The 17843-nt window shown below is 34.7% G+C and carries 22 protein-coding genes; 5 read left to right on the top strand and 17 right to left on the bottom strand.

The annotated features are described in order from the left end of the window. Positions 1 to 30: 30 nt before the first annotated feature. From BM121_RS10150 to BM121_RS10115, 8 genes are all read right to left on the bottom strand, one after another. Entirely contained in the window at positions 31 to 270 is a 240-nt protein-coding gene (locus tag BM121_RS10150) for a ferredoxin family protein (RefSeq protein WP_091483523.1), read from the bottom strand. A 115-nt stretch (positions 271 to 385) separates the two neighbouring features. Next, positions 386 to 955 (bottom strand): histidine phosphatase family protein, encoded by a 570-nt coding sequence (locus BM121_RS10145; RefSeq protein ID WP_091483522.1) that lies wholly within the window; start codon positions 953 to 955, stop codon positions 386 to 388. Positions 956 to 1053: 98 nt separating this feature from the next. After that, a complete protein-coding gene (locus tag BM121_RS10140) occupies positions 1054 to 1257 on the bottom strand; it encodes a DUF6501 family protein (RefSeq protein WP_091483521.1) in 204 nt (67 codons plus the stop codon). Positions 1258 to 1333: 76 nt separating this feature from the next. Further along, a complete protein-coding gene (locus BM121_RS10135; RefSeq protein ID WP_091483520.1) occupies positions 1334 to 2377 on the bottom strand; it encodes an AbrB family transcriptional regulator in 1044 nt (347 codons plus the stop codon). Between the two features lie 48 nt (positions 2378 to 2425). Beyond that, positions 2426 to 3388 carry a peptide-methionine (S)-S-oxide reductase MsrA gene (msrA, locus tag BM121_RS10130; protein ID WP_091483519.1) on the bottom strand — a complete coding sequence of 321 codons (963 nt, stop codon included), beginning with the start codon at positions 3386 to 3388 and terminating at the stop codon, positions 2426 to 2428. Between the two features lie 82 nt (positions 3389 to 3470). Then, complete coding sequence (vrrA, locus tag BM121_RS10125; protein ID WP_175495387.1) at positions 3471 to 3947, bottom strand: VrrA/YqfQ family protein; 477 nt, start codon at positions 3945 to 3947, stop codon at positions 3471 to 3473. A 240-nt stretch (positions 3948 to 4187) separates the two neighbouring features. Next, the gene (locus BM121_RS10120; protein WP_091483517.1) at positions 4188 to 7292 is read right to left on the bottom strand and encodes an AAA family ATPase; all 3105 of its coding nucleotides are present in this window, start codon (positions 7290 to 7292) and stop codon (positions 4188 to 4190) included. 1 nt (position 7293) lies between these two features. After that, complete coding sequence (locus BM121_RS10115) at positions 7294 to 8445, bottom strand: exonuclease SbcCD subunit D (protein WP_091483516.1); 1152 nt, start codon at positions 8443 to 8445, stop codon at positions 7294 to 7296. Between the two features lie 111 nt (positions 8446 to 8556). Between BM121_RS10115 and BM121_RS10110 the strand changes: the two genes are divergently transcribed. After that, positions 8557 to 8889, top strand: a complete 333-nt coding sequence (locus BM121_RS10110; protein WP_091483515.1) for a YolD-like family protein — start codon at positions 8557 to 8559, stop codon at positions 8887 to 8889. 26 nt (positions 8890 to 8915) lie between these two features. Here BM121_RS10110 and BM121_RS10105 read toward each other — a convergent pair whose 3' ends face one another. From BM121_RS10105 to BM121_RS10080, 6 genes are all read right to left on the bottom strand, one after another. After that, positions 8916 to 9137 (bottom strand): YozE family protein, encoded by a 222-nt coding sequence (locus BM121_RS10105; protein WP_091483514.1) that lies wholly within the window; start codon positions 9135 to 9137, stop codon positions 8916 to 8918. 21 nt (positions 9138 to 9158) lie between these two features. Beyond that, positions 9159 to 9911, bottom strand: coding sequence for a twin-arginine translocase subunit TatC (gene tatC, locus BM121_RS10100; RefSeq protein ID WP_091483513.1), 753 nt, complete (start codon positions 9909 to 9911; stop codon positions 9159 to 9161). A 198-nt stretch (positions 9912 to 10109) separates the two neighbouring features. Then, the gene (locus BM121_RS10095) at positions 10110 to 10283 is read right to left on the bottom strand and encodes a twin-arginine translocase TatA/TatE family subunit (protein WP_091483512.1); all 174 of its coding nucleotides are present in this window, start codon (positions 10281 to 10283) and stop codon (positions 10110 to 10112) included. A gap of 32 nt (positions 10284 to 10315) precedes the next feature. Further along, positions 10316 to 10495 carry a twin-arginine translocase TatA/TatE family subunit gene (locus BM121_RS10090; protein WP_091483511.1) on the bottom strand — a complete coding sequence of 60 codons (180 nt, stop codon included), beginning with the start codon at positions 10493 to 10495 and terminating at the stop codon, positions 10316 to 10318. Positions 10496 to 10586: 91 nt separating this feature from the next. After that, positions 10587 to 11081 (bottom strand): dihydrofolate reductase, encoded by a 495-nt coding sequence (locus BM121_RS10085; protein ID WP_091483510.1) that lies wholly within the window; start codon positions 11079 to 11081, stop codon positions 10587 to 10589. 13 nt (positions 11082 to 11094) lie between these two features. Further along, complete coding sequence (locus BM121_RS10080; protein ID WP_091483509.1) at positions 11095 to 12048, bottom strand: thymidylate synthase; 954 nt, start codon at positions 12046 to 12048, stop codon at positions 11095 to 11097. Positions 12049 to 12173: 125 nt separating this feature from the next. Here BM121_RS10080 and BM121_RS10075 point away from each other — a divergent pair, with 125 nt between their 5' ends. Beyond that, positions 12174 to 13235: a C40 family peptidase gene (locus BM121_RS10075; RefSeq protein ID WP_245780776.1), complete on the top strand. Its 1062-nt coding sequence runs from the start codon at positions 12174 to 12176 to the stop codon at positions 13233 to 13235. Here the strand turns inward: BM121_RS10075 and BM121_RS10070 are convergent. Then, positions 13227 to 14078 (bottom strand): DUF72 domain-containing protein, encoded by an 852-nt coding sequence (locus BM121_RS10070; RefSeq protein ID WP_091483507.1) that lies wholly within the window; start codon positions 14076 to 14078, stop codon positions 13227 to 13229. The two genes, BM121_RS10075 and BM121_RS10070, sit on opposite strands and share 9 nt — an antisense overlap. A 300-nt stretch (positions 14079 to 14378) precedes the next feature. Between BM121_RS10070 and BM121_RS10065 the strand changes: the two genes are divergently transcribed. From BM121_RS10065 to BM121_RS10055, 3 genes are all read left to right on the top strand, one after another. Further along, entirely contained in the window at positions 14379 to 14579 is a 201-nt protein-coding gene (locus BM121_RS10065; RefSeq protein ID WP_091483506.1) for a cold-shock protein, read from the top strand. A 140-nt stretch (positions 14580 to 14719) separates the two neighbouring features. Continuing rightward, the gene (locus BM121_RS10060) at positions 14720 to 15406 is read left to right on the top strand and encodes a queuosine precursor transporter (RefSeq protein WP_175495386.1); all 687 of its coding nucleotides are present in this window, start codon (positions 14720 to 14722) and stop codon (positions 15404 to 15406) included. A 21-nt stretch (positions 15407 to 15427) separates the two neighbouring features. After that, complete coding sequence (locus BM121_RS10055) at positions 15428 to 15817, top strand: ribonuclease HI family protein (protein WP_091483505.1); 390 nt, start codon at positions 15428 to 15430, stop codon at positions 15815 to 15817. Here BM121_RS10055 and BM121_RS10050 read toward each other — a convergent pair whose 3' ends face one another. Together BM121_RS10050 and BM121_RS10045 are read right to left on the bottom strand one after the other, a co-directional pair. Next, entirely contained in the window at positions 15818 to 16093 is a 276-nt protein-coding gene (locus tag BM121_RS10050) for a DUF6123 family protein (RefSeq protein WP_091483504.1), read from the bottom strand. A gap of 422 nt (positions 16094 to 16515) precedes the next feature. After that, complete coding sequence (locus BM121_RS10045; RefSeq protein ID WP_091483503.1) at positions 16516 to 17433, bottom strand: N-acetylmuramoyl-L-alanine amidase family protein; 918 nt, start codon at positions 17431 to 17433, stop codon at positions 16516 to 16518. Positions 17434 to 17843 lie beyond the last annotated feature (410 nt).

Raw genomic sequence — 17843 nt, 5'->3', positions numbered from 1 at the left:
TACAAATAGCGGTTTTAAATTTGAATGTTCTTAACTTTCTTCAAAGAACTTGCGATTTAATGAGATATATTCATTTTCTTTATCTGGTACTTCATCTTCCATATAAATTGCTTCTACAGGGCATACAGCCTCACAAGCACCGCAATCGATACAAATATCAGGATCGATATAGAACATATCTTTTCCTTCCTCTATACAATCTACAGGGCAAACTTCTACGCATTCGCCTGCTTTTTCTTCTTCACAAGGCGAAGTAATTACAAAAGCCAAGACGGTCCCCTCCTTTAACGATTAATCGTTATGTATCTCTATACATACATATTCTATCATATTTTTCAAAGTTCGAATACCATTATAGCGTATTTCATAGAGTTTTCAAATCATGTTAATAAAAATGAGATTCATTTTCTTCCCAAATTCTCTCAGTTATATATTCGCCGCCAATACGTTGAATTAAAAAGGCGTCAGGATTTGTTAGTGTTTTCCATTCATGAAAGCCAAAATCTACATGAAATTTTTTCAACATAAGAGCAAGTAAGTTTCCATGTGTTACAATTATAATGTTCTCATTTAACTCCTCTTTCATACACTCATCCAAGACTTCTTCTGCACGTTTATAGGCTTCGTTCGACGATTCCCCACCTGGTAGCTTAAAATGGAAATTTTGAAAAGATTCTTCTAAAATATCGATCCAATCATCTACAGGCTGTTCGCTTAGTAAGCGTTCCTTTAATCTCTCGTCTGTTTCAACTGGTATACCTTGACGAGATGCAAATGGTTTGATGCTTTCCTCTGCACGCATATAAGGGCTTGTAATGATACGATCTATTTGAAAGGTTAGTCTTTCGAGTTGTCTTGCTAATTCATACGCTTTTTGTATGCCTTTCTTTGACAAAGGAGAATCACTGTGTTGTCCTAAAGCCTGGCAATGACGGATTAAAAGTATTCTTTTCATTTTATCAGCTCCTATGGAGAATCTTTGAAAAGTCTAATATTAAACATAAAAACCCTTATTGTTTATGTTTTCCCAATAAATGCTATTAATAAACATGGTTAAACAAGTTCGAAGTAATCCTTTTTAAAACCAGCTATTCGATTGGTATTGTCAATAACAAAATAAAATTCATCTGTTTCGTTTTTTACGTCATATATTTTTCCTTCTGTTAAAACAGAATTTACTTTATATTTTTTTGCATTAGTATGGACACATTTAATATTTTTAATTGTACGATTGTTTTCCCAATTTTGGTGAATCATTTATGTCCCTCCTTCCTTCTATCATAACATTTATTGACTTTTACACAAGGGATTTTGCGAAGTTGACATAATACTATTATGGTTTATTAAAAGAAATTGTCATCTTTTTAAGAATAAACGGCAATACGATGATAATAAATAACAGTCGTATCAATTGCAGTGATCCCACAATTGATGGATCTGCCCCTACCTCACCAGCAGTAATCGCCATTTCCACCAATCCACCTGGTGCAAGGCTAAGCATTGCCGTAGCGAAACTGAGATCGGACAGTTTGGCAAATATGTATCCCAAGACGGTTGATATCATTATAATAACGCAGGTGAATAAAAGGAAGATCCAGGAGAAATTACCTACTTTCTTCAAATCTGTTATCGTTATCGATAAGCCTAGATGAATACCAATTGACAGCTGAGCTATGTGATATAAGCTAACTGGCACATCACTTACTGGTATAGATAGTAGTTTGAGACTTGCAATTACTAGCATGGGGATCAATACATAAGGGGCCGGTATTTTATAGCGTAACAGATAAGCAAATCCGAATAACAGTAAATACAACAGTACTGTCCAAACGTTTAATTCGATAGCTGTATTACTGAGCATTTGCTGTGTATCCGTCTGAGCAAACATAAAGGATGCCATAAGTGGTACAAGAAACAAGACGGCCATTAGTCTGATAGTGTGAAAAATTGCTACTAATCCAGTGTTAGCATTCATTGAATCGCTCATTGCTACCATAACGGATAACCCACCAGGGATACTTCCCAACACACCAGTTGATGATTCTATTTTTGCATATTTAGCTAATAATTCGCCGCTTTTCATACATACATATATCAATAATAAAGTAATAACTAAAAACGGAATAAAATATGGAATTACTTTACTTAGCGTGCTAGCTGTAAATGTTGAGCCTATTTGCGCTCCCGTAAGCAAAAAGCTGATTTGCAATATCGTATTGTTTTGTGCAAGTGGTTGGCTTATTAACCAATTCAGAATAAATACAGCTACCAGTGGTCCTAATATCCATGGAAGTGGGAAATGTAAAAGAAGGAATAATCCGGTTATTATTAATGAAACGGTATACATTAACAAAAGATAACTTATATTTCTGACCATAATACACGCCCTCTTATATGTAAAAACTCCCGGCACAATAACGGGAAGTTAATCGAATAGTGCCAGGTACTCCTCAAGACCTTCGTCTTTTAACTTATGCTTTGGAATAAATCTTAAGGCAGCGGAATTAATACAATATCTCATGCCACCATTTTCAACCGGCCCATCATCAAATACATGACCGAGATGAGAATCAGCTTCGTTACTTCTTACTTCAATTCTTCTCATACCATGTGAAGTATCCAGTTTGTCTTCAACCCGGCTACGGTTTACAGGTTTAGTAAAACTTGGCCATCCGCATCCTGCATCATATTGGTCTGCAGTTGAAAACAGTGGTTCACCACTGATAATGTCTACATATAAACCTTCTCCCTGGTTATTCCAATATTCATTATCAAATGGTCTTTCTGTGCCATTTTCTTGTGTTACATGATATTGAATTGGAGTTAAGCGCTCTTTCAACTCTTCTTTTGAATAATTTTTACCCCAAGTTCTTTTAATAAAATCCGCTCTACCTGAACCTTTTTTATACATTTGATAATGGAAGCTTTGTTTTTTGTAGTAATCTTGATGTTGTTCTTCTGCTGGATAAAAAGGTTTTGCTGGTAATATGTCTGTTGCGATAGGTTCATTAAACTTACCACTATCTTCTAATGTCTGTTTAGATTGCTCAGCTAATTTTTTTTGTTGATCATTAGTATAAAAAATACCGGTTTTATAGGACTCACCACGATCGTGGAATTGGCCACCGGGATCAGTGGGATCGATTTGTTGCCAAAATATCTCTAATAATCTTTGATATGAAAATATTTCTGGGTTGAACGTAATTTCAACTGCTTCGCGATGTCCTGTTGTATTGGTACACACTTCTTCATATGTTGGATTAGGCATGTTTCCACCTGTGTAACCAGAAACAACCTTTTCAATGCCAGGTTGTTCATCAAATGGTTCTACCATGCACCAAAAACAGCCACCTGCAAAAATTGCTTTCTCGAGAGATTGCTTTGTCATGAAAAAGCCTCCTACTAAACGTGATTACTTTTATTGTGCTCTTAGTGTCTAAAAAATGCAAGTGGACTGTTTTTAAAGAAATTTAAATAAACAACTTTGGCTGAGATTCACTCGTACGAATTGGAGCAGAATTTGTACTCACTTGTTTTTTTGACGTCGGTGTACTTTCCGTTATATCCAATTCTTCCGCTTCCTCTTCCCCTTGTACTTCCTCGTCATCATCATTTATCTCGTTTAAAGCCTTCATCATATTGATTAATTTCGGAGCGTTTTTAATCATTGGACCGTATTCTTTAATTAATGGCGTGGCCTGTTGTGCGACTTTTAAAACTTGTTGTACATTATTAATCGTTCCCATTAAATTTGAGCCTCCACCTGTTGCCACATTTGTTGCCTGGGTGGTCATATTAGAAGCTTGTGATGGTAAGAAACGTTGCAATAATCCTTGTAGTCCGGTCGGATTCGTCATTTGATTTGGAACAGGACCACGGGGAAATAACCCCTGTGTTGGTATATTCTGTTGCGAGAACATCGGTGGTTGGTTTGGCGGTCGAAACATATACATTCTCCTTCCGTATAGCATGTTGAGATAGTATATGTTCGTTTGTCTAGAATGGTATAGGCTTTGAAAAGGAGCAGGCCAAAAATATTTCCTTTTTTCTTTTGCCTAGTAATACAAATATCACAGATGACATCTAAGGAAATGAACAGTTGATGACAAATAATATTTCCTGGGCAAGCGCATGTTTTGACAGGATATATTTAGTTGGTGTTGATTTTTGTACCTTTTTGATTATTTTTATCCTATTTTGAACTTTGCCGTAGAACCGGTATGCGATGCTTCTATTACTAATTTTGCTTTAATTTCTTCTTTTAATTGTGCTACATGGGAAATAACACCAATCATACGATGATCTTGCTGTAATTCTTTTAAACATTTAATTGCTTGTTCCAGTGATACTTCGTCAAGGGTACCAAATCCTTCATCAATAAATAGGGTGTCTAATTGTACACCACCTGCATGAGCTTGGACAATATCAGCCATTCCTAACGCCAAGCTAAGAGCTGCTTTGAAGCCTTCACCACCAGAAAGTGTATTTACTGATCTTTTCCTACCAGTGTAATGGTCAAGTACTTCAAGATCGAGACCACTTTGCGCACCACGCTTTGCTAACTCTTCACTTCGAATTAATTGATAACGATGGTCTGTCATTTGGTCAAGGCGTATATTTGCCTGTAACAATATCTCATCTAAAAAGGTCGATAATACAAACCGCTCAAAGGAGAGTCTTGCAGTGTTGTCACCTCTGGCTAGATCAGCCAATTCCCCAATATGGAAATAATCATCGTTTATTTCCTTCATTTGTTTTTCTAATTCATTCGTTTTCCGAATCGTAGCAATGAATAAATCGATATGAAATGCAATAGATTGCATCTGTTTATTTTTTTCATCTTTGTCTTTTTCAACATCGGCTATTTTTTCTTCCAGTTTTGTTAAATCTGGTTTTTCAACATCTTTTATCCATTCTGCTAGATTAATTAAACGATTTTTCACTACATTTTTTTGTTCGTCATGTTTTGATATGTCATTTGCTATTTCCTGCTGTTTTTTAAGAGGTAGAAGTGCTTGTTTATATTCTGTAATCGAGACAAATTGATAATCAACAAGTGCTTGATTAAATTTCTTTTCTTGCTCGTTGGATTTTTGCTTTAATTGATTAGTAAACTGATTTGCTTCCTGATATTTAGTTTCTGCCTTGTTCTTATCTTCAATCGCTTTTTCATAATGTGCTTGTACGTCTTTCCACTGCTGCATTTTTTTATTCAGTTCTTGTTCTAACATAATAACTTGTTGTTTAAAGGCTGTAGGTGATTCCACACCATCAGGAAGTTGCGCTTTAAGTTGTGAATATTGAGCATGTACTTTATGATAATCTTTACTTATTTCCTGCTGCTTTTCTTGTATTCGTGCTAATTCTTGCTTTAACCGATCATAATCCTGCATGGCCGTTTGAATTTGTTTAAATTGACTTTGTAATTCTTGAACCGTATGTTGATGCTTTTGTGATTCTTTTTTATTATGCTGGATGCTTTCGAGTAAGGATGTATCGATTTGTTGCAGTTGTTCATGTGTGATTTGTTCCTTATCCATTTCTAATGATTGGATTAATCGCGTAACGAGTTGTTTTTTCCCTTCTCCTTGTTCTTTAATTTGCAGGAGTGTCATTTGCATGTTTTGAGTTTCTTCTTGTAATGAAGTTAGAGATTTGGTCTCTTTATCCATCAATTCATCGGAAATACTTGAATCTTTTATCTTGGCGAGATCAGGATGATGAATGGAGCCACATACAGGGCATGCATTTCCATCGTCTAATGATGCTGCCAAATGACTTGCAAAATGTTTTTTTCTTTCCTGTTCTAGCTGTTCACATCTCTTTGCTTGTGCATCAGCTGCTGTTTGTAGCTTATCAGCGACATTTTTATATTGCTGATAATCTTTTCTTAACACTAATAGTTCTTGATATTCTTTCTTTAAATCCTGCATATTTGTCGCTTTTCGCCGCAGCTGCTCTATTTCATGTTTTAGTTTTTGCAAAGTGCTGTCTGATTCATGGATCTTATCTCTGATCTCGTAACTCGTTTCTTTCTTTTTGTCTAGTTCTTTGATTTTGTTCTCCAATAAGGTTTGTTTTTCCTGTGTGCTCTTAAATGTTTCGTCCAATTTATTTAATTCATTTCCTGTAGTTTCAAATTCATCCATTTTCGCTAGTAATTGTTGGTGTTCCTTCAATTGGAATTGTAAGGATTCACGTTCTTTTTCTTTCTTTTGTTCTTCTTCATATTTAACTTTAGATTGTTCAAATAGAATCTGTATGTCTTTTTGTTGTTTGGCTATATCTTCAAATTTCTGATGTTGAAACTGCCATTCCTGTTTTCTTGTTTGCATTAATTCTTCTATCGGTTTTATTTTCTCAGCTGTTTTTGCGAGTTCGAGTTTTTCATGTAATGTATCTATTTCTTTTTGGTTCAGCTGCAATTGATTTTGTTTATCTAGCAACTGTTCATACTCATGAAAATGATCTACTAGCTTTTTTTGCTGATAATATTGCTCTTGAAACACAGATAATTGTTTGCTTACTTGATCTAATTCTTTATTTAGTGAAGCCTTTTTTTCTTCTAGATTGAGGTAACGGTCTTCTAGCTGTTCTTTCACCTTTTTATGAGAGTCAGGATCGATAGTCTCATCAGGAAGCTTTTCTAATTCTTGTTGATATTGCCAATCTCGCTTTTCCCATTGTTCCTTTAAAGATTTTGCTTCTTCTTTTAATTTTTCAGTCATATTTTTATAGAAATAAGTCCGGAATATTTTTTGTAAGACTTCTTCACGTTCTTTACTATTTTCAGAGATTAATTTTCTAAACTCACCTTGGGGAATCATAATCATTTTCTTGAATTGTTCATAATCAAGTCCAATCATTTCTTCGATAGTTTCATTCACATCTTTAATCTTGGAAACTATTAATTCCCATTGTTGTTCGTGATTGTAAACATAAAGACTAGCGCTAGCCGCTTCCTCTGTATACCCTTCTCCTCGCGCTTTAGGCTTTTGTTGTTTTGGGCTACGCATGACACAATATGTTTTTTGATGCAATACAAAGGTAAAACTGACTGAAGTTAGTTCAGATACATTGGCAAAATGACTACGAAAACCATCTTGATCACGGTCAGTACCATTGGCTTTCCCATATAAACTGAAACAAATTGCATCAAAAATAGTTGTTTTTCCAGCACCAGTTGGACCGGTAATCAAAAATATCGGTTCATCTCCTAAATCGGTAAAATTTATCCGTTGCTTCTCTCGATAGGGTCCAAATGCAGTTAGTTCGAGGCTTAATGCACGCATATTACTTCTCCCTCTCTTCTACCATAACTTTTTGTATGACATCTTGTACATATTTCGCCCGTTCTTCAGAAAGTTCCGATCCTTTTATCTCTTTATAAAAAGATGCAAATAGTTGTTCATGGGTCATTTTCTGTTTTTTCTTTATCGATTGGATCTCTTTAAGTGAATGATGTACTAAATGATGTTTACGTTCTAAGCGTAAAATATTTGGAAAAAGCTTGCGCAACTTTGTGACAGGATCAATGATTTGTCCATCATCTAGCAATCGAATTTGCAAGTAGTCAATTGTTGCTTCCATTACTTTCCCCTCTAATAATTCTTCAAAGTAACCCTCTGCAATACGTAAGTCCTTTGGAGCTTTTAAGGGGATAGTAGTTACAGTTTTCTCATTCTCATCTAGTTCTAAGATAGTTACAGATTTTTTATGGTTTGCTTCGGAAAAGGAATATTTCATGATAGAGCCGCAATAACGGATAAAATCACTATTAATTTTTTGAGGTTGATGTAGATGTCCTAAGGCAATGTAATCAAAAGATTTAAATATAGAAGCATCGATATAAGGAGTACCGCCAATCATCGTAAGTCTTTCTTCAGACTCCGATTCCATACCGCCAGCAATAAAGGCGTGCCCTACTAAAATATGCTGAGCATGATTTATCATTTCTTCTTCAATTTGTCTCACGATCCGCTCCATTGCATCTTGGTGTGTTTGGATTGCTTCCTCTTGAAAATAGTGTCTTACTTGTTCTGGTTCCAAATAAGGAACTAAATGAAAATAAACATCTTTATCCCCATCATTAAAATGTATTGGTTTAAACACATCCTCCATAGCTGTTGCTAAATATAAATGCTTGGATTGAAACAAACTTGCTCCGAATCCGAGTCGATCAGGGCTATCATGATTACCAGAAATAGCAACAATTGGAATCTCCATTTCAACGGATACAGTAGTAAAAAATGAGTTTAATAATTCAACGGCTTCCCTTGGTGGAACCGCTCGATCATAAAGGTCGCCTGCAATGATGATAACATCTGGTTGTTCTGCTTGAATAATATCAATAAGACGCTGCAGGACCATACCTTGATCTTCTGTCATATGCAATCCGTGAACGATTTTTCCTAAGTGCCAATCTGCTGTATGTAAAATTTTCATATAGTATTCACCATCCCTTCCATATTTTCACTATTATTATACACGAACAAGTGATCGAAGTCTATTGTTAAAGAACGAATGTTCGTGTACAATATTATTGAGGTGATTTGTTTGGTACATGATCGAGGTAAAATAAAATGGGCTTCTTTAATGTTGCCAGAGCATGTTGAAATGCTCCAAGATTTCTTTTCCGAAGAACCCCCTAAGGAAAAGCCGGTTTTAAGTGAAGATTATGTCAATGAAATGGAATCAACCGTACAACAGGTGATACACACTAAGCAAAAGGTGAGATTAGATTATTATCAATATGGTTCATTTAATCCGATTATTGGCCATATTATTAAGATGCATCCCAACGAAAGAAAGATAACCGTTCAAGAAGCATCTATGATTAGCAAGGTGCCATTCGACAATATTGTAGCTATAGAGCTATTGAATGAGTAGGTAAAAGCCATGAGTGTCCCAGGCACTCATGGCTTTACTTCATCTATATACTCCTCCCATAAGTCATCATAAGTTGCAACTGCTTCTGGAAAAGGAGTTTGCCATTCAAGATAACTACTAATTTCATAATAATCATGAGAATGCTTTGGAAAGCCATGGTCATAAAACATCCAATCAGCTAACCTTCGAGCATCATCTAGTTGTTTATTTCCACGGTAACGCATCATAAATTGATAAAATGACTTCATACTTCCCCTCAATCCTTTGTATTAATTTCCCATAAATTTACGATGTTTCTCTTGTTTTTTGCGATAAACAATTCGCGATAGCAAGATACTGATTTCATATAGTACGATTAATGGAATAGCAACTACTATTTGCAATATAAAATCTGGCGGTGAAATCATAGTTCCGATAATAACAAGGATAAAATAACCGTACTTCCTCGTTTTACTTAAAAATTGTGGTGTAACCATACCTAAACTAGTTAAAAACATGGTAATAACCGGGACTTCAAAAAATACAGCAAACGGTAATGTCACTCTAAATATAAAGCGGAAATAGTTTTCAACTGTGAACATCGTATCAAACAATCCATCATTCAATGATAATACAAATGGCAGAATGAGCTGTATAAAAATGAAGTATCCAAAGGCAAGTCCAGATACGAACAAAATGAAAATAACTGGAATATAAGCCAATGAAATTCGTTGCTCACGTTTCGTTAGGCCTGGTTTAACAAATAACCATAATTGTATACAAAGAAATGGTAATGTTGCAGCAAGTGCAACTACAAAGGCAATCATGAAGATGATCCAAATAATTTCTTCTGGAGAAATCAGATTTAATGTGATATCTATATCATTTAAAAAGAAATCTCTAATATTTTCCACAAAATAAAGACCGCCGATAAAAAATACTACAAATACTAGTGCGGTCCATAACAAGCGATTACGTAATTCAGCGAAATGGTCTAAATACCCCATTTCCTTCTCATTTGGTAATGATTTGTCTTGCTTCATTTTAAACGTCCCTTCATCATAAGCCAATGTTACATGAGAACAAAAGCGCAAGCTCCCGATTAGCAATGTACAAAACTGCGCTCGTGCAACAAGAATGGATCGATGTTGACTTATCGGTGAGGGAAGTTTGCTAGTTGCTGGACGTAGCTTCTTGCGCTTAACTTTATCCACATGGTCAAATTTTAAAATTTTCTTTCCTTATTTGCCTGATTTATCTTTATCTTCATCCATAATATCATTGGTTGCTTTTTTAAACTCGCGTAAAGAGTTGCCAACAGCTTTACCTATTTCTGGTAATTTAGAAGGACCAAAAATAACCAACGCAATAACTAAAATTAAAAATAATCCTGGAAAGCCAATATTAGATAACATGACGTTCACCTCGTTTATTGATCAATAAAAAATTACGATTTATTTTCCTTTTGTTCATTTTCTTCATCTGTCAAATCACGTGCAGAGTTTTTAAATTCACGTAACGTTTCCCCTGTTGCCTTACCAATTTCAGGCAATTTTTTCGGCCCAAAAACCACTAATGCAATAACTAATATTAAGATTAGCCCGGGAATACCAATAGAAGATAACATATTTTATGCGCCCCTTTATGTATAATCAGATTATCATTACCTTTTATCTTATCATGATTTCACATGCTTGTCTTTATTAACGATAAAAATATTATGACTTTTTCCGATCATATTGAATAAAGTAATAATCATATATATTTTTCTCGTCCTTTTTCCCTTTTTCTTTCTTAGTTACATTCCACTCTGTTCCATCAAAAACAGGGAAAAATGTGTCACCTTCAAACACTTCATCAATATAAGTCATATAGATTCGATCTGCAAAATCGAGCACTTGTTTAAAGATTTCTTCACCACCGATGACAAACCATTCTTTCTCGGGATTCACCTGGTCCATTTCTTTAATCTCATCTATTGAATGAATCACTTTACAATTATCATGAGCAAACTCTTGCCTGGTGGTTAATACAATATTTTCACGCTTTGGCAAAGGGCCATTCATCGACTCAAATGTTTTTCGTCCCATAATAATGGATTCAGACGTGGTTAATTCTTTGAAAAATGTAAGATCTTTAGGTAAATGCCACGGTAACGTATTATCTTTTCCGATCACTCTGTTTTTTCCCATTGCAAATAATAGTGAAATCATTTTGTTCCTCCTTTTATACTGCTACTGGTGCTTTAATAGCTGGATGTGGTTGATAATTTTCCAGTTTAATGTCTTCTATTTCAATATCAAAAATAGATAAACCTTCCTTGATAGAAACAGTTGGTAACGTTCTTGGTTCACGTTTCAGTTGTGTTTCCACCTGTTCAAGATGATTGGCATAGATATGTGCATCACCAAACGTGTGGATAAATTCACCTGGTTCTAATCCACATTCGTTAGCAATCAACAGTGTTAGCAATCCATAACTGGCAATATTAAAAGGTACACCTAAAAAGATATCACCACTCCGCTGATACAACTGACAACTTAATTTTCCATCCGCTACATAAAATTGAAAGATCGTATGACATGGGGGTAGCGCCATACTTGGAACATCTTCCGGATTCCACGCAGAAACAATATGCCTTCTTGAATATGGATTATGTTTAATCGCTTCGATCACATCTTTGAATTGATCAATCGTTTCTCCATGTGACGTTTTCCAGGCACGCCATTGTTTACCATAAACCGAACCTAAATCACCAAACTTGGCTGCAAAAGCGTCATCTTCTAGAATGTTAGTTTTGAAAATATCCATTTGCTGATCATATTCTTTCTTAAAGTCAGGATCCTGTATTGAACGATGGCCAAAATCCGTCATATCCGGTCCTTTGTACTCATCGCTCTCCACCCAATTTTTAAATGCCCATTCATTCCAAATATTGTTATTATGTTTTAAAAGGTAACGAATATTCGTATCACCTTTGATAAACCACAATAATTCACTAACAATTAAACGAAAGGGTACTTTTTTAGTTGTTAGTAACGGGAATCCTTCCTGTAAATCAAAGCGCATTTGATGGCCGAATATCGATAAAGTACCTGTATTTGTGCGATCATCTTTTTTTGTTCCTTCTGCAAGTACTTTTTTACATAAATTCAAATAGTTTTGTTCACTCATTGACATCTTTAATCTTCCTCCCTGACCAGCGTTTATTACAAATACATAACAAATGTAACTAAAAATCATATTTCCCCTATTTTAACATAAATTTTTCTGTAAGTAATAATTTCGTAAGGGGTGGTTTTATGATGTTGCAAGATCAAATATCACGAGTAGTAAAACACTCCGTCGCTTACAGCTTTGCATTTAGCCAGCCATTTGCTTTTTATGTCGATGCCTATCCATTGATGCAAAACGAGGTATTAGAACAATCAAACATGCTGCAATTCGGTATGCAGCATGAATCGGTTCGAATGCTGCAACACAAATTACAAAAATTATCATACTATGATTCATCTATTGACGGAGAGTTTGGCGTTTTGACAGAATATGCGTTAACGAAATTTCAACAAGAGCATTTGTTAGAGCAAAATGGAAAAGCAAATGAAAAAACAGTAAAAGCCATTATAAATGAAGAAGAAGAATATTATGAAAACTTATTACAACAACATGAACTAACATTTTCAATGGGTGATCGCGGGGAAGATGTCAAAGAGGTACAGGAAGCTTTATTCTATTTTGGTTACTACCGTGCGAATATCGACGGTATATATGGTGAAAAATCAAATGAAGCAATAGAAGCATATAAACAGGATACAGGTGAGGAAATTCACCATATTGAAGCAGAAATACATGAAAAGACAGTTGAAGCACCTCAAGTAGCATCAGTAGAAGTAACCGAGCAGGAATCCAACGAAAAATCAGATGAAACGAATCAAGAAGAAGCCGAAGCGAATAAAGAAACACCTGTAAAGAAAGAAAATACCTCAACTTCTAAATCATCGGTAAGTGCCAGTCAAATCATCTCTAGCGCTAAAGAACATATTGGCACACCATACCGATGGGGTGGAACATCCACTTCAGGATTTGATTGTAGTGGTTATTTACAGTATGTATATAATCAACTAGATGTAAACCTACCACGAACAGTGAGTGAAATATGGAATGCAACCAAGCATATTGACCAGCCATCTGTGGGAGATTTAGTATTTTTTGAAACATACAAACCAGGTCCATCCCATGCCGGTATTTACTTAGGGGATGGCAAGTTTATTCATGCTGGTGAATCCAATGGTGTAGAAATAAGTGAATTAAACGTAAGCTATTGGTCAGAAAGATACTTAGGTGCCAAACGAGTATCACTACATTAAGTCAAAAAAATCAATTTGTTTGGGATGTAATCCTTGATATGTAATATCCAGTAATTCTAATAATTGTTTAGCATTATCAGCTGCATCCCCTCCAGAGTTATTATTAAATAATATAGTTATTTCTTTTGCTTGTTTTTGAAGTGTATGTATACGCTTCACCCATTCCTGTAATTCGGTTTGATTATAACGGTATAAAAAACGAACCTCTCTCCAATTTTCTTGACCGTGATTATTCCAGCCATGAATGTTTCTTCCATGGAATCGGATTAATACACGGTCACTTGTTGTTTCTAAAACGGTTGGAACAGATCCTTTCCCAGCCTGTGGTTCATCACAAATGACGTGTGTTATTCCTAGGTCTTTTAGAAATGCCAATGTTTCTTGTTGATGACCTTCAAACCAAGTTCGATTTCTGAATTCAATAGCTATTGGTATATCGCCCATCCACTGTTTAATTTTTTTGATTTTATTTATATTCCGTTGCTTGATATCAAACCACGGCGGAAACTGAAATAATACAGTATTTAATTTGTTGGCCTGAATCACTGGTTGAATGGAGCTGATAAAAGCATCCACTAATTCTTTTGCCTCTCGGTTGGTTAAATATTTACGGTCATGACCTGTTAAGCTTTGATATGCTTTAATAACAAAAGAGAACGCATCTGGTGTTTCGCTCACCCATTTTTGATAATTTTCTGTAGATTGGATAGCATAAAAAGAGCTGTCTACTTCAACAACTGGAAAATGTGAACTGTAGGCAGTTAATTTGTATTGTCTATCCTTTGCATTATCGTAAAGTGAGTGATGATCACCCCAACCTGTTAACCCAATTAGTATTGTCAATCGTAACACCTCAAAATGAAAATTCTGTTATTACAATATCATGTTCACGTGATGATGAAAAGGTTTTAGTCCTTATAAACAAAGGATTTCTATGCCATGAATATCTTGACGGAATTGGTAAAATAAGCTATAGTTGGTACAAGCAAAGAAGATGTTTTGGGTTCATTATTATCAGGTAGCTTCTATAGAAGTAAATGGAATGGTGATCCTATACTTCTGTAGTTGCTACCTTTTTCATTATCCACCATCTTTTTTGTATTAACACGTTTTTGCGTGAAAGGTTTTAGGAGGAAAGATAACATGGAAAACGGTGTAGTAAAATGGTTTAACGCAGAAAAAGGGTATGGATTTATTCAATTGGAAGAAGGAAATGATGTATTTGTACATTACTCCGCTATCCAACAAGAAGGTTTCAAAACACTAGAAGAAGGTCAAGACGTATCTTTTGAAATCGTTGAAGGCGAAAGAGGCCCACAAGCTGCTAATGTTGAAAAAAAATAAATGAAAATGAACAAGGCGATGATCCAATCATCGCCTTTTATATTGCTCTAATATATTTTTATATTTACATAAATCCTGAAACTATGGTAATTTTATTTATTGACTACAAAATATATTACGAAGAAAGGTAGGAACAAATATTGCCAAACGAACTATTGTGGATTATATTTGCTATTATTAATTTTGCGTTATTATTAATTATGTATCGTCTGTTTGGAAAAGCCGGCTTATTTGTGTGGATAGGAATGTCTACTGTAATCGCAAATATCCAGGTGTTAAAAACAGTTGAAATGCTCGGATTAGTAGCTACACTGGGTAATATTACGTATGGAACAGTATTTTTAGCTACGGATATATTAAATGAAAATCACGGTAAAAAAGAAGCGAAAAAAGCTGTATGGATGGGGTTCTCTTCCCTGCTCATTATGACCATTGTGATGCAATTTGTGTTACGATTCACTCCGCATTCAGATGACTTTGCGCAAGGGGCACTTGAAACCATTTTTGAATTGATTCCAAATATCGCCATCGGAAGTATGTTGGCATATGTTGTCAGTCAATATATTGATGTCTGGATTTATGGTAAGTTAAAACAGTTGTTACCTTCCAATAAGTATTTATGGATCCGGAATAACGGTAGCACGATGATCAGTCAGTTTATTGATACACTTATCTTCTGTTCTATTGCATTTTATGATGTGCATGAATGGGATGCATGGCTCAGCATTTTATTTACAACTTATATTATAAAATTTGTTGTATCTGCTTTAGACACACCATTCTTATATATCGCAAAGAAAATGAAACCTAAGATCGAATATAAATAAGTAAATGTTAGGGGTATTATAATGATTGAAGTCTATACAGATGCAGCCAGTCAAGGAAATCCAGGTCCAAGTGGCATTGGCATATATATAAAAACTGGACAACAGCAAATGGAAGAATATTTATTTATCGGTGAATATTCCAATCACGAAGCGGAATTTATAGCAGTTATTAAAGCATTGGAGTTATGCAAGGAGCGCTTTCCAGATGAGATTATTTCCTTTAGATCCGATGCAAAAGTTGTGGTAGATGCAATTGAAAACGAGTATGTAAAAAATGATATATTTCAGTCATATTTAAATCAGATTAATCAATTATCAAGTTCTTTTCCCTATTTTTTTATAAAATGGATTCCTGAGAAACAAAATAAACATGCGGATGAATTAGCGCGAAAAGCTCTAAAATTGAATTAACTAATTCATTAAGCCATTTTGTTTTAAAAGCAAGATGGCTTCTTTTTTATTTTGAATATTATGCCGACTAAATAACTCCAATAAACTGATATAAAAACTTCTGTCAAATGACATTTGCAGTTGTAAAGTAAATGATAACGCTAACTTGACATGTTCTATTGAAGTATCCGTAAATTTTTGCCCAAAATATATAAAGTTTACTTCTTCGTCTGCTAATTTAAACCCTTTTGTCCATAAATTTTCTAAGAAATAAGCCAATATTTCACTGTCTTTCACTAGAAATCCCTCACTCTTGTACAAACTTTTTATTTTTATCTTGAATACGAAATTATTTCTATCGCTAGTATAGATTTTTTTAGATTATAAGTCTAGTATTCTATTAATTCATTCAGAAAGTAAATAAAGGAAGTAATCCCAACCTCATTTTTGGATATATCATAACTTATTATCTAAACCCTCATTGTTAACAGGAAAAAACCCGTTTCATTTTATATTATATGAAACGGGTTTTTTGTTAAATTAGCAACTAAGTTGTTAACCGAACTATTCTAATCAACCATAATTATAATAATCATCAGGTCTATTGTAAAGTATTTCAATGAATTTTGATTAATAACTATTCAATATGCAGCCATTTTAAAAATACTAATAAAACAAATAATTACTATCAAGATGATTCATAGATATATGGTATTAGCTTATAATGTGCCTTTATTAAGACGACGTTGTAACTCCTTCACTACAAGAGATGGTTTACTTAATACACCATCTTGTGGAGTACCAAGATAAGCTTGTAATTTCCTAATTGTCTGTGGTCCTAAATAACCGTCAGTTTTGGCGCCAATCTTACGCTGCAAAGCTTTAATAACTAAGCTGCCACCCGTTCCAAATGTGATACCAGAAACTATTCTATTAGTTACCTTATTTCTAGATTGATTACTAATCACACCATCAACGATCGTTCCAAGTGCTTGTTGTAATTCTTTTGTCGTCTTGCTACCCCAATAGCCATCTACTTTTAAATTAGCCGTCTTTTCCCTTCCAATAACCGCATCTGGATTTGTTGCCTTTACTTTTTTCTTTAAGTTAAAAATCTTTATCAATCCACTCACATGGCCTTGAGCGATGTCATCTAAGAAAGAACCTTTTGATAATCGAGCTGCATCATCGACTGTATCAATAAATCCATTTTCCGTTAAAATTGCTGGCATCTTGGATTCTCTTACCATGTGGAAATTTTCTTTCTTCTTTCCTCTGTTTGGCATGTTAATTTTAGTAATTATTTCAGTGTGCATAGTGTCTCGTTTTTTAGCAGCGCTTGAACTTGAAGATAAGCCATTATAGATATAATCTTCATATCCGGTACCTCCACCAGCATTAACATGTACACTAATAAGGTAATCTGCTCCCCATCTATTAGCGTCATTAGTACGCTGGCTTAAAGATAAAGTTTTATCATTGGTACGACTTAGACGAACAGAAACACCTTGATATTTTGCAAGTTTTTCTCTCATTTTAAGCGAAATGGCCAAGGTTAAATCTTTTTCTTTTAATCCATTGCCGGTTGCTCCTGGATCATTGCCACCATGACCTGGATCAATATAAATTTTAACCATCATCTTTCCTCCTCTTTATCGTTAAACTCCCTTATATTCCTTCCGTGCCCCTTTTACTACTTTCTTTATTTATATGCTTTAGTTTGATTGCTAGATTGGACGGCACCAACACGCCAACCTCAGCTAAGTTCTCGGCAATACACAAAAAGTACAGTCGCATAAGTAACTGTACCATTTAACCCTAGTATTTGATCTACCACATTAGTCAAGTCAAGATAAACGAGGAGATTCACGGCTATCATAAATTTCTTCATTGGGCATGTAATTGAAAATAATCGAATGTTCTTCATTTACTGTTTAACATACTTGTCTTATTTCCATTATCCTTGCATTCCATTAAATTCGATCATCTAAAATCTTTAATATCGAATTTCAGCAACAAAAAAACCGCACCTTTCCAATTTTGGATT

Source organism: Gracilibacillus orientalis, from assembly GCF_900114645.1.
GTDB classification, from domain to species: domain Bacteria; phylum Bacillota; class Bacilli; order Bacillales; family Amphibacillaceae; genus Gracilibacillus; species Gracilibacillus orientalis.
This window is presented reverse-complemented; position numbering and strand designations above follow the sequence as displayed.